This window comes from Pseudomonas sp. P7759 (assembly GCF_013386445.1).
GTDB lineage: Bacteria > Pseudomonadota > Gammaproteobacteria > Pseudomonadales > Pseudomonadaceae > Aquipseudomonas > Aquipseudomonas azotoformans_A.
In genome coordinates this window covers 1-12,701 of sequence record NZ_JACART010000019.1, presented here as the reverse complement: position 1 = coordinate 12,701, position 12,701 = coordinate 1, and the positions used below count along the sequence as shown (strand labels likewise).

13 protein-coding genes and 2 tRNA genes are annotated in these 12,701 nt (G+C 56.3%); 6 read left to right on the top strand and 9 right to left on the bottom strand.

All coding sequences use genetic code 11. The annotated features are described in order from the left end of the window. Positions 1-24 precede the first annotated feature (24 nt). The 3 genes from HX823_RS16875 to HX823_RS16865 all read right to left on the bottom strand — a co-directional run bounded on the left by HX823_RS16875 (position 25) and on the right by HX823_RS16865 (position 3,811). Complete coding sequence (locus HX823_RS16875) at positions 25-1,608, bottom strand: BCCT family transporter (protein WP_038844827.1); 1,584 nt, start codon at positions 1,606-1,608, stop codon at positions 25-27. Between the two features lie 313 nt (positions 1,609-1,921). Beyond that, entirely contained in the window at positions 1,922-2,692 is a 771-nt protein-coding gene (locus tag HX823_RS16870) for an alpha/beta fold hydrolase (RefSeq protein ID WP_177075634.1), read from the bottom strand. A 132-nt stretch (positions 2,693-2,824) separates the two neighbouring features. After that, a complete protein-coding gene (locus tag HX823_RS16865) occupies positions 2,825-3,811 on the bottom strand; it encodes an alpha/beta fold hydrolase (protein WP_177075632.1) in 987 nt (328 codons plus the stop codon). A 229-nt stretch (positions 3,812-4,040) separates the two neighbouring features. Here HX823_RS16865 and HX823_RS16860 point away from each other — a divergent pair, with 229 nt between their 5' ends. From HX823_RS16860 to yghU, 6 genes are all read left to right on the top strand, one after another. Beyond that, positions 4,041-4,955, top strand: coding sequence for a LysR family transcriptional regulator (locus tag HX823_RS16860; protein WP_177075629.1), 915 nt, complete (start codon positions 4,041-4,043; stop codon positions 4,953-4,955). Between the two features lie 296 nt (positions 4,956-5,251). Next, entirely contained in the window at positions 5,252-5,839 is a 588-nt protein-coding gene (locus HX823_RS16855) for a carboxymuconolactone decarboxylase family protein (protein WP_177075627.1), read from the top strand. A gap of 69 nt (positions 5,840-5,908) precedes the next feature. Continuing rightward, the gene (locus HX823_RS16850; protein ID WP_177075625.1) at positions 5,909-6,475 is read left to right on the top strand and encodes a TetR/AcrR family transcriptional regulator; all 567 of its coding nucleotides are present in this window, start codon (positions 5,909-5,911) and stop codon (positions 6,473-6,475) included. Positions 6,476-6,498: 23 nt separating this feature from the next. Further along, on the top strand, positions 6,499-7,122 hold the full coding sequence (locus tag HX823_RS16845; protein WP_177075623.1) for a DJ-1/PfpI family protein: 624 nt from the start codon (positions 6,499-6,501) through the stop codon (positions 7,120-7,122). 230 nt (positions 7,123-7,352) lie between these two features. After that, entirely contained in the window at positions 7,353-8,291 is a 939-nt protein-coding gene (locus HX823_RS16840; protein ID WP_177075621.1) for a LysR family transcriptional regulator, read from the top strand. A gap of 19 nt (positions 8,292-8,310) precedes the next feature. Then, positions 8,311-9,180, top strand: coding sequence for a glutathione-dependent disulfide-bond oxidoreductase (gene yghU / locus HX823_RS16835; protein WP_177075619.1), 870 nt, complete (start codon positions 8,311-8,313; stop codon positions 9,178-9,180). A gap of 194 nt (positions 9,181-9,374) precedes the next feature. Here the strand turns inward: yghU and HX823_RS16830 are convergent. From HX823_RS16830 to HX823_RS16805, 6 genes are all read right to left on the bottom strand, one after another. Further along, positions 9,375-9,451 (bottom strand) — tRNA-Asp (locus tag HX823_RS16830). A 19-nt stretch (positions 9,452-9,470) separates the two neighbouring features. Further along, positions 9,471-9,546, bottom strand: a tRNA-Val gene (locus HX823_RS16825). Positions 9,547-10,128: 582 nt separating this feature from the next. Continuing rightward, on the bottom strand, positions 10,129-10,599 hold the full coding sequence (locus HX823_RS16820; RefSeq protein ID WP_016978176.1) for a pyridoxamine 5'-phosphate oxidase family protein: 471 nt from the start codon (positions 10,597-10,599) through the stop codon (positions 10,129-10,131). After that, a complete protein-coding gene (locus HX823_RS16815; protein WP_016978177.1) occupies positions 10,592-11,218 on the bottom strand; it encodes an FMN-dependent NADH-azoreductase in 627 nt (208 codons plus the stop codon). Before HX823_RS16815 ends, HX823_RS16820 begins: the two co-directional genes overlap by 8 nt. A gap of 50 nt (positions 11,219-11,268) precedes the next feature. Next, positions 11,269-12,003 (bottom strand): glutathione S-transferase N-terminal domain-containing protein, encoded by a 735-nt coding sequence (locus HX823_RS16810; RefSeq protein WP_020372652.1) that lies wholly within the window; start codon positions 12,001-12,003, stop codon positions 11,269-11,271. A gap of 90 nt (positions 12,004-12,093) precedes the next feature. Then, positions 12,094-12,285, bottom strand: a complete 192-nt coding sequence (locus HX823_RS16805) for a hypothetical protein (RefSeq protein ID WP_152514710.1) — start codon at positions 12,283-12,285, stop codon at positions 12,094-12,096. Between the last annotated feature and the right edge of the window lie 416 nt (positions 12,286-12,701).

Sequence of the window (12,701 nt, the reverse complement as noted above, 5' to 3'; positions counted from 1 at the left end):
TAACTCCTACAGCGGTTCAATCGATCAGCGGGCGAAATCCGGCACCGGGCTGGCGCCGCGCAGTTCCGTCTCGGGGGTCCGCTGAAGGCGTTTCACGTCCAGCAATGCGGGGTTTTTCAACCAGAAGATCAGCGAGGTACTGGCCAGCAACACCAGGATCATGCCTGGCAGGCCGCCGAGGTTGGAGAGCATCTTCACGCCGTCGATGCCGACGAATGAGACCATCACCCACGACACGGAGCCGATGATCAGGCCCCAGACGATCTTCAGCAGCGGGTTGCCGTCCAGGTCGGAATCGGCGGTCACACCTTTGCTGCACAGGTTGGCGATCACATCGGTGCTGGAGTCGGCGGCAGTGACAAAGGAGATGAACGCCACGAACAGCAGGAACGCAATCATCAGGCCGCTCGCCGGCAGTTGCTGGAACATCTGGTACAGCACGTGCTCCACGCCCTGCTCGTTAAGCACACGGTTGAGGCTGCCGTCGCCCAGCGCATCGAAGTACAGGCTGGTGCCGGAGAAGATGCAGATCCACACCGCCGTGAACAATGCAGGGTAGAGCATGTTGATATGGATGAATTCACGCACCGTGTAGCCACGGCCGATCTTGCCGAGGAACAGCGCGCTGACCGGCGCCCAGGCAAACCACACCGACCAGTAGAACACCGTCCAGCTGTGCGGCCAGGTGTCGCCACTGGCGGCGCCGGTGAACAGGCTGCGGCTGAAGAAGGTGTCGAGGTACACGCCGAGGGACTCGACGCCGAGGCTGAACATGTACAGGGTCGGCCCGCACAACAGCACGAACAGCCCCAGGGCCAGCATGATCCAGGTGTTGAACGAGGACAGCATCACAATGCCTTTCTGCAGGCCGCTGGCGGCCGAGGCGACAAAGGTGATGACGATGATTGCAATAATGATGGCCAGGCGGAACGGCGTGGTTTCACCGCCGATGTACTGGGCCAGGCCACCAGCCAGGGTCAACGCACCGGTACCCAGGGACGAGGCCATGCCGGCCACCAGGGCGAACATCGCCAGGGTGTCGATCAGCCCGGCATAGCGCCGGACCCGCGCTTCGCCCAGCAACGGTTCAAGCATGGCGCCGATGGAAAAGTTGCTGCGGCGGTTGTAGAACACCAGCGCAAACACCAGCGAGGGCACCAGGTAGATGGCGTAGGGCGTGATGGTCCAGTGCAGGAACATCGTCGACATGGCAAAGCTCTTCGCCGCCGAACTGCCCGCCTCGATCGGCAAGCTGGTGGGCGGGCCGTACAGGTGGTAAAGCGGCTCGGCGGTGGTCCAGAACAGCACGCCCACCGCCAGCGTGGTGCACAGCGCCACCATGAACCAGCGCCATTTGCTCAGCAACGGCTGGGCGTCTTCACCGCCGATACGCACCTTGCCCAGCGCGGAAAAGTAGACGATCGCTGTCAGCACTACCATGGCAAACGAGCCGGCACTGAACAGCCATGAGAAGTTCTTCAGGATCAGGTTGTTGAGCTGTTTGCTGACCGCAAGAAACGCATTCAGGTCAACGTAGCTGGCGATCACTGCCGCCAGCAGGATCAGGAACGTTGGCCAGAACACCAACGGACGCAGTGGATATTTCATAGAGAGCCATTCCCCTTGCAGACTATTTTTATGTTGGAGAGCGGGTCCCCGCAGCATCCTGCTGCCGGTAACCCGCCTGGAAGTCTTCGCGTGGCTATAGATAAACGTTTAAGCGACCGAGGACGCAATCAACCAATGTGCATGGGGGTATTCCCCCACGTCATGACGCACCCGTACAGTTCAGGACGAATAGGCAGTGCACACTGGCAGGGCATAAGAAGGCTAAATCGCAGACAAAAAAAACCGCTCTATGAGCGGTCCGGCCTTGCAAATCAACCTACGATCCCGAGACGCAAGGCCGTTTTCAGCGGTTTTACTGCGCCGCTTTTTCGATCAGGTCAGCCACAACCTGTGGGTTGGAGATCATGACCGCGTGGGATGCGCCTTTGACCACAACCGTTTGTTTCGAGTGGGCGCGCTCGGCCATGAAGGCCAGCGCGGCGGGCGGGATGGCCTTGTCGGCGTCGCCGAACACGAACCAGGACGGCAGGGTTTTCCAGGTCGCTTCGGTGGCAGCGTCACTCAGTGCGGCCGCAGTGATCGGGCGTTGGGCGATGGCGGCCAGGCGCGTGGCGGCCTCTGGCAGGTCGGCGGCGATCTGGTCGTGGAACTTGTCCTGCTGGATATACAGGTCCTTGTTACCGTCAGACAGTTCAACCGGTTTTTCCAACGATGCAGGCAGCGTGCTGCCCGGGAACCTGGCCATGATGTCATGCACGCTTTCGCCCTTTTCTGGCGCGACGGCAGACACGAATACCAGGCCTTTCACATTCGAATTGCCCTTGGCGGCTTCGGTGATCACCGGGCCGCCATAGGAATGCCCCACTAACACCACGGGATGCTTGAGGGTGCGGATCAGCTCGACCACCGAGCGCGAATCGTTTGCCAACCCACGCAACGGGTTGGCAGCGGCGATCACGTCATAGCCGTCCTTGTGCAGGATTTGTGTCACGCCGTTCCAGCTGGACGAGTCGGCAAAGGCGCCGTGAATCAGGACAATCGTGGGTTTGGTATCAGACGTTGCAGCGAAGGCGCTGGAACAGATGGCAAGGGCAAGAGCGAGACCGGGAAAAAACGTTTTCATAGGAGTCCTGTCAATAAAAATACTGATCAATAGAAAAATCGTGGATTGTCGCCGGCGCACTATCGTCCCTTCCCTGGGACCGCGGAACGTCCATGGTTCACAATTGACTATTCCAAGGCATGGAACGGCGGGTTAGTTGCGCTTCACGGTGCGGTCGAGGAATTCCAGGATATCTGCGCCGATTTGATCGAGATGGGTTTCCAAAGCGAAGTGCCCGGTGTCAAAGAAACGTACGTCCGCGTGTTTCAGATCACGCTTGAACGCCTCTGCTCCCGGCGGGATGAAGATCGCATCGTTCTTGCCCCATACCGCCAGCAAATGCGGCTGATGATCACGGAAGTACTGCTGCAGTTGCGGGTACATATCGACGTTGGCCTTGTAATCGCGGAACAGGTCCAGTTGGATTTGCGCGTTGGCCGGCTGGCCGACATGCGCCGCGTCCATCAAGTAGGTTTCCGGAGCGATAACGCTGGGGTCCGGCGTGCCGTGTTGGTATTGATCCTTGATCGCGGCCACGTCCAGCACTGCACGCAAGGCGTCGCGGTTGGCTTGGGAGGGGTCTTCCCAATACTTTTTCACCGGTGCCCAACCGTCACTCAGCCCTTCAACGTAGGCGTTGCCGTTCTGGGACACGATCGCGGTGACCCGCTCCGGATGCTTGACCGCCAGGCGCCAGCCCACAGGAGCGCCGTAATCGAAGACCTGCAACGCGTATGTCTTGAGGCCCAGCACCTGGGTGAACTGGTCGATGGTGTTCGACAGATTCTCGAACGAATAGGTGTACTGCCCCTGCGGCGGGCTCTCGGTCAAGCCGAACCCCGGCAAATCCGGCGCAAGCACGTGATAGCGCTTGGAGAGGATGGGGATCAGATTGCGGTACATGAACGATGACGTGGGAAACCCGTGCAGCAACAGCACGGTGGGATTGGAGGGGTCACCCGCCTCGCGATAAAAGACATTGACGTCCTTGACCTGGGCGTAACGGTAATGCACTTGGTTGAACGCAGCGATCTTCGCATTCATGCTTATCTCCGGCGCCGCGTTCGCGGTCATCATGCCAAACCCACTGCTAATCACGGCACACGCACACATTGCGGCGAGCAACTTATTAAGACTCATACGGTTTACCTGACTGTCCTGCATAAAAATTCAGAGTACTTGACTGCCGAACAAGTATGCGCATTCACACCTCGGATGATAATCGGGTAATCTTGCGAATAACCTTCAACAGAAATGGGAAGGTCTAAGTTCACGCTTTTTTCATCCAATGAAATAATCATCCCTGCGTTACCGCCTCTTTTCATCTAATCAGCCATCAACTTACCCTTCAACTTTCAGGACATTACCGATGGACCGTATCGAAGCCATGACGTTATTGCTGGCCACTATTGATACCGGCAGTTTTTCCGCAGCCGGGCGAGCATTGCGAGTCCCCGTGCAAACGGTCAGTCGCAAAGTCGCGGAACTTGAACGTTGCATCGGCACCCAGTTGCTGACGCGGACCACCCGCAAAATAGCCCTGACCGATGCCGGGGCCAGCTACGCACAAGCGGCGCGGTCGATCCTGGAACAACTCGCCGAGGCCGAGCGCGTGGCCGCCGGAGAGTTCGTCGCTCCCCGTGGTGACCTGGTGATATCCGCCCCGGAACTGTTTGGCAGGCTTCATGTGTTACCCGTGGTCAGCGATTTCCTGGAGCGTTTTGCGGACATCAACATCAAGCTGGTGCTGGGCGATCGCAATGTCGACCTGTTCGACGATCAGATCGACCTGGTCGTGCGCATCGGCCATCTGCCGGACAGCGGCATGATTGCGAGCCAGGTTGGTACGCTGCGTGGCGTGGTGTGCGCAAGCCCGCGGCTGCTGGAGGTGCACGGCGTGCCGCAAACACCCCAGGCGCTGAAAAACATGCCTTGCATCTCGACGTTTGGTCCCAATATCACCTCGACCTGGCGTTTCATTGATCCGCACGCGGGATCGCCGATAGAACTGGCGCTGACGCCGCGGTTGCTGACCTCGGCAGTCGCGCTGGTCGACGCGGCGATCCAGGGCACTGGCGTGGCCCGCCTGCTCCACTACCAGGCGTTCGAAGCGATTGATTCGGGCACCTTGCGCGTGGTGCTTGAAGACTACGAGTTGACGCCCTTCCCGGTGCACCTGCTGTACGCCGGGCACCCCCACATGCCGCTGAAGATGCGCCGTTTTCTCGAATTTGCGACACCCCGCCTGCGGCAATCGTTGGCGCACTTTTCAACCCATCGCTGAAAATCCAAGGCACTCTCCTAAAAACAATATCGTTTCACGCATTATTTTTTAATCGTTATTCGAACGCTACACGAAACAATCGCGCCGACACTGCATGACACTCGACAACAACTAACAACACTGCAATACGGATACTTCCGCAACATGAAACACTGCGACCACTCTTTCAAAAACCGATATAAAACCCACTCTTTCATTTCAGATCCTCGCACTTGACGGTGCATTACACCCCTCTATAAATTCAATTGGACCGATCGTTCGGTACATTTAAACAGTTAACTTTTAGGGCATTTCCAATGGCACGCATTAACGTACTGACTCCAGCAACAGCCACCGAAGAACAAAAACAGATCTTTGCCAAGACCGAAGGAAAGTTTGGTAAAAACCCGCTGATCATGAGTGCTCTGACCAACTCGCCGGCCACCATGAACAGCTATTTGACGCTGTTCCAGAACTTGACCGATGGGCGCTTCGATAAACAACTGGCCCGCAAGATCGGCCTTGCCATCGGTGAAGCCAACGGCTGCGAATACTGCATTTCGCTCCTGGCCTACATTGCCAAACTGCAGAAGCTCACCGAGATCGACATTGAACTGGCACGCAAAGGCCAGTCGGTGGACACCAAGGAAACCGCACTGCTGCAATTCGTGCTGCAACTGGTCAACCACAAGGGCGACCTCACCGATGAGGAAGTCCAGGCAGTCAAGGATGCCGGCTGGAACGACGAAGACATCACCGAAGTGTTCGGCCACCTGACGCTCAACTTCATGACCAACTACTTCTGGAAAGTAGCGCGTACCGATGTCGACTTCCCGATCCTGCGTCTGTTTGACCAAAGCAAGATCTCGCGCGGTGGCAGCCACGCGTTCAAACAAGTGGTTTGAAGGGGATAAGCGTGGCTTCAGGCTCGGCGCCTGAAGCCACGACTACGTAGACCGAGAGCCCCACACACAATGGCTAAATCACGCAAGGTAGCAGACGACGTAATGATCGAACGCCTCGGCCAGGCGTTCAAGGACGTCGGTTTCGAAGGGGCCTCGATGTCAATGCTGTCGTCTGCCACGGGGCTGACGAAATCCAGCCTTTACCATCGCTTTCCCAATGGCAAGGAACAGATTGCCGAAGAGGTTTTACAACACACGCGGCGGTTTCTGGAAAGCCAGGTGTTCCCGATCCTGCAAGGCGATCTGCCTGCGGCAAAAAAGATGGCGTTGTTCACGTCGGCCATGAGCAAGGTCTATCTGGAAGGCGCCGAATCCTGCCTGCTGAACATGTTGTCGCCCCCGCGCAATCAGGCGAATGCCTGCGGGCAAGCCATTGCCGAGACCTTCCATCAGTTGCTGGACGGTTTGATGACAGTGGCAAAAGCCTCAGGCGCTACAGACGCTACAGCGCGCAATCGCGCCGAACAGGTATTGATCGAGCTGCAAGGCGCGTTAGTGGTCGCGCGGGGTATTTCGGACCTGAGTGTCTTTAGCCGGATGTTGGACAGGCTGCCGGCAATCATTCTGCAACCGTAACTTTGATGACTTAGGAAGTTCCCATGAAACGTATCCTGATGCTGTTGGCCAATGGTGTAGAACCGCTTGAAATTGCCGCATTTACCGATGTGTTCGGCTGGGCGGACCTGGTGGGTGAAACGCCCTTCACCTTGGTGCACGCTGGCCTGCGGCCTGAAATCCAGACCACGTTTGGATTGCACCTGCGCATTTCAAATCGATTGGAGGACCTGAATCTCGACGAATACGATGCACTGGCCCTGCCCGGTGGCTCTGAACCGGCAGGCTTCTACGAAGAAGCATTAAGCAGGCCGTATCTCGCCGCGATCCAGCACTTCGCCGATGCCGGCAAACCCATCGCCAGCGTGTGTGTGTCTTCCATTGCGCTGGGTGCAGCGGGCGTGTTGGAAGGGCGAAACGCAACGGTGTACCACCAGATTGGCGGCAAGCGGATGAAGCAACTGGTGGACACTGGCGCCCGCTTCCTCGACCGGCCGGTCGTCGAAGATGGCCAGTTCATTACCTCCAGCGGCCCCGGCACGGCCTCGGAGGTCGCCTTCTTGTTGCTGGAGCGCCTGAGCAGTGTGGACAACAGCCTGACCGTGCGCAAAAGAATGCGCTTTGATAGCCCCAGCCAGCACTGGTTTGACACGCCTCAAGTCATGTAATCGTGTTCATCTAAAGGCTCCGCAAAAAACACGACGTTCTTCAGAGGCATCGTGTTTTTTTACGCCTGGACCGACCCTTCCAGAAAACGAAACACAGTGTTGTCAGCCAGGCCTATTCAAGCCCCGCCTTACATCAAAGAACATGCGTCAACGCCTGGCGCATGCTCCGGCAGTGTTCTGATAGCTGTGTGCAAAACAGGGAAGTTAGGAAACACAACCAGGGGTTAACCATGGATCGCTTTCAAGAAATGCAGACTTTTTTAACCGTGGTCGAGGAAGGTGGATTTTCGGCGGCGGCTCGCCGCCTTGAGATATCGCCGGCCAGTGTCACTCGCGCGGTGGCCGCCCTGGAAAAAAGAATCGGGGTGCACCTTATCTTGCGCAATACCCGAAGCATGAGCCTCAGCGAAGTGGGCGAATACTTCCTCAAGGATTGCCGCCACATCCTAGAGCGACTCAGAGAAGCTGACGAAGGCGTCGACGGTACCTCTGCGGCCTCCCCCTCCGGCCTGCTGACGCTGGCGGTGCCGATCCTGTTCGGCGAGCGCTACATCGCACCGCTGCTGGGGCACTACACGGCCCGATTCAAAGACGTCAGCCTGTCCAGCATCTTCCATGACCAGCCCGTCAACAGGCTGGAGGATGGCGTTGATGTCGCCATTCGTATCGGCAGCCGCATCAGTGACAGCGAGCACGCGATCCCCCTCGGCAAGGCACGACAGATCTTGTGTGCCGCGCCGGCTTATCTGGACACATACGGGCGCCCCACATGCCCCGAAGACCTGCTCAAGGCCGATACCATCTGTTCATTCTCCAGCCAGCGTGCTCAAGCGTGGACACTGATGAGCAAGGGGCTGGCCGTGACGCAAAGAATCAACCCGCGAATATCCGTGAGCACGACACAGAGTGCCATCGACATCGCGCGGCGAGGGTTTGGTATTACCCGAGCCTTGTCCTACCAGGTCATGGACGATATCGCCCAGGGTGCCCTGGAAAGCGTACTGGATGCGTATGAGCCCGAAGCCCTGGCGATCGACATCGTCGTGCGCAAGAACCATTGCGCGTCGATAAAGGTCCGCACGTTTGTCGACTTTCTGGTCCAGCACCTGAAAGACGATCCGTTCCTGCGCACCGAGCGTTGCATGCCCTGCCCAGCAGTCCAACCGTAGTTCCGCCAAGGATCCTTTCATGACAAACACTTCTCTCGACAGCCAGCCTCCCGGCTACGTACCTGACACGGTATGGACGCCGAAAAACAACTACGGTGGCCAGTTCGGCAGCATCAACCAGCCGGTTTCGGGCGCCCGCTTCGAACAGCAACTGCCGGTTGGCAAGCACCCGTTGCAGTTGTACTCCCAGGGCACGCCCAACGGACAGAAGGTCACCATCCTGCTGGAAGAATTGCTCGCCGCCGGGTATTCGGAGGCCGAATACGACGCCTGGCTGATCGATATTTTCCAGGGTGATCAATTCGGCAGCGGTTTCGTGGGCATCAACCCCAACTCCAAGATCCCTGCGCTGGTCGACTATTCCGTGACGCCCTCCATCCCGGTGTTCGAAAGCGGCTCGATCCTGGTCTATTTAGCGGAGCGGTTTGGTGCCTTTCTGCCGACCACCCGTCGGGCACGCACCGAGACGTTCAACTGGCTGATGTGGCAGATGGGTTCTGCGCCATTTGTGGGGGGCGGGCTGGGACATTTCTACGCCTACGCGCCGATCAAGATCGAGTACGCCATCGATCGCTACGCCATGGAAACCAAACGCCAATTGCATGTGCTCGATACACACCTGGCGACCCATGAATTCCTGGCGGGCGATGAGTACACCATTGCCGACATGGCCGTGTGGCCCTGGCATCCGGGCAGCCTGTTCGGGGTCTACGGCACCCATGCCTTTCTCGCGGTCGAGGAATACACCCATCTGATGCGCTGGTATCACGCCATCGCCGCACGCCCCGCCGTGGCCCGAGGCCGCATCGTCAATCGCACGTCTGGCGAACCGCAAATGTCCCTGCGTGAGCGCCACGACGCTGCCGATTTCGAACCGTTTTTCAACTAACCAACCTGTCGTTCGCATCAACACAGGTGATAGTGGAATGGCTGAACTGCGTCACCACCGATTGGCACATAGCCGTGGCTGTGATGTTTTAGCCGTTCATGGACGCAAAGTCGAAGCCCGGAAACGAAAAAAGCCCGCTCAATGAGCGGGCTTCTTGGGGTGACCTGGCGTTCAGTGTTCCAGGTGACCAAATATGGCGCAGCGGACGGGACTCGAACCCGCGACCCCCGGCGTGACAGGCCGGTATTCTAACCGACTGAACTACCGCTGCGCGTAACACGTAAAACGAATGGTGGGTGATGACGGGATCGAACCGCCGACATTCTGCTTGTAAGGCAGACGCTCTCCCAGCTGAGCTAATCACCCTTCGTTTCGGTGTGGGCGCATCATACACCAAAAAATCGTAATGTCTTGATTTAAATGCAATTTATTTAAAAAAAGTTTAAATCGCGATTTTTTGCCATATTCCGGACAAAGAAAAGCCCGCGATTAAGCGGGCTTTCTGTGGTGACCTGGCGTTCAGTGTTCCAGGTTACCGAATATGGCGCAGCGGACGGGATCATGACTCATCCTCTAAATCATTGAAAGGCCGAGGTTTCCATAGCCTAGCGTGTCGTTGATGGACTCGATTGTGTACTTCTAACGACCAGCTGGCAATCTGAACACCGCGGCAGCTTGGTGCAATGCCAGAGCGTATCCGGGCAAATCAAAAAAAATCAGCTACGCGAATACGCAATTCGCGAACTCGGGCTTGCTTGACGACAACGTAGAAGAACAACCTGCCACAGCGGAAGCCAAAAGCCAACTATCAAAATCCTTGTCTTCAATGGTTTGGATCTCGACTGATTGCATAGAGCCCTCCTGAAATACGAATGGCCGCTTCGCTGCTGCATGCGACGGAGGCGCAGACGTGGCTGGTTGGTCTTCGGCTCTTGGCGGACCCTGCACCTATGCCCCGATGGGTTTCACACCGTACTTTTGATAGTAGGTGCTGGTGATTTCGTCCTGACTTCGAGGGGGGTCGGCCAGGACATGGGCAGGAGACAGCAACGGAGAGATCGAGATGGTTTCGATTTTGACAATGTGATCGACAGGGTACTCTGGACCATTCGCCGTTCGAACCCAGTTGGCGATCGCCAAGGACTCGTCAGCATTTGCCGGAAGTATCAACGCACGGCCCTTAAATCGATAACCACGCCTCTGGAAGATGTCGACTACGTTAATTTCTACAGCAGGATTGCGCTTCAGATTCAGTATCGTCTGGGGCGATGCAATATCGGCAAAGTAGAGAACGCCATTCGTGACCGTCAAAGACGCCTTCGGTGACAGATTAGGCGTTCCGTCTTCGTTGACTGTCGCGACGAACGACAGTATCGCCTGCTTGATAATCGCCTCCATGTCAGCAGTGATTTCAATCATAGAGATGCCCCTCTCCCATGACCATGAAGTCGGTCGTCGCAAGTGCTTTGTCCCTCGCTAATGTGGCCTGGTCCCGGTCGAGAAATGCAGTGGCCTGCACGGAGAGGAATTGCAGGGTTTTCAGCCCAATGCTGCCCAGCACCACCGACAGATACGGTGTGAGAAAATCGGGCTGGTTGGCTCGGTCCCCGGTAAAGACGCCACCGGAAGCGATGCCGATAAACACGGGACGATCCCGGAACATTCCCACCTTCCCGGACGGCGTCGACATGAACGTGCGACCAGCGCGAAGGATTTGGTCGATCCACGCCTTGAGGACCGACGGAACGGTTAAGTTATTCATGGGCGTTCCGATGACAATTACATCTGCCGCTTCGACTTCCTGAATAAGCACCTCGGAAAGCTCCAACGCGCCCCTCGGCGGGGCCGCCAAAGTCGCCGGCGACGACAGTGCAGTTTCGTAGTCAGGCGAAGCGTGTGGCAGGGGGGCAGAGGCAAAGTCTCGCCGGCTGATGCTCGCACCGGGCGCAACCTCAAGGAGCTTTTTGACGATAGCCGCTGAAAGCCGGCGGCTGTGCGATTCAGGGCGTGAACTGCAATCAATATGGAGGATGTTCATGCGAACAATCCCGATGATTTTACGAAGCCAATTACGACGATCTTCATCATTTATTCTCCTCGGTTAGTTGCCGTCACTTCTAGCCCGCGCTGCACCGCCGGACGCGCAAGGCCACGGTTGAACCATGCTTGAACATGAAGAAAGCGGTCGAAGCCGACGAGCTCGCGTGCTTCGTAAAAGCCGATCAGGTTGCGCACCCAGCCGAGCAGCGAAATATCGGCAATACTGTAATCAGCTCCCATCACCCAGTCACGACCTGCGAGCCGGTTGTCAAGGACGCCAAGCAGCCGCACCGATTCGGTTGCGTAGCGGTCGCGCGGGCGCTTGTCCTTATAGTCTTTGCCGGCGAACTTATTAAAGAAGCCGACTTGGCCGAACATCGGCCCGACTCCGCCCATCTGCCACATCACCCACTGGATCGTTTCGTAGCGGGTGTTCGGATCGGACGAGATAAATCGTCCTGTCTTGTCGGCAAGATAGAGGAGGATTGCACCCGACTCGAACAGCGCAAGCGGCGCACCGCTCGGCCCATCAGGGTCGTAGATTGCGGGAATCTTGCCGTTGGGGTTGAGCGCGAGAAAGGCTGGCTCGCGACTTTCGTCTGCCATGATGTCGATTCGATGTGCTTCGTAGGTGAGGCCGGTTTCCTCAAGCATGATGCCGATCTTCACCCCATTGGGTGTCGGTAGGGAAAAGAGCTGCAACCGATCGGGATGCCGCGCCGGCCAGCGTGCGAAAATAGGATGATCAAGTGTCACTTTCTTGCTCCTAATTAGTGGATGCATATGAAAAGCCCAGACACACTCCTAAGATTCTCACTTAGGCGCATCCTTGTTAGATTTCTTAACGGTATCTCTCGGAAAAATAATAATAAATCACCAGTTAAGGTTACTGCGTTTGGTATTTTTTAAATCTGGAACAACATGTCCAATATCATCAACTCTGTAAAAGTCATGAATTTCTTCAGCTTTCAATTCAACTACAGCTTTACGTGACACAGGGTCACTGCTTAATTTTACCAAGGTATTTTTGTGGGTTCGGCTATCAGTTTTGGTAATGGCGTTCATTTTCTCGACCGCATATGATCACATGAATTTTTTTAGTGCGCACCCGAATAGAACCAACATTTTTCATATAGTTATCTCATCATAAATTCATTAATGCTTGAGACAAACAATAACATCGGGACTATTAGAACGATAACCCATCAAATCTAATAAGGTTGATCTCACAGATCAAGAGGTACGAAATCATTATGCCCGTTACGTGGTAAGCGCTCACCGGATGAACAAAGGCCTTTTAAACTGCTTGACCGCGCCAACAGACGAGGCGCGAAAACGCCTTAACTAGCAAAATTGGACCTCTGTAATGAGGTCCCATCGAGAACAAAAATCGAAGTCATCTTCAGCGATAGTTAATTTCAGACGACCGTTAATTAGTACAACCTAGCCTGCTGTTACGTCAGGAAAATCAATATCAGTGT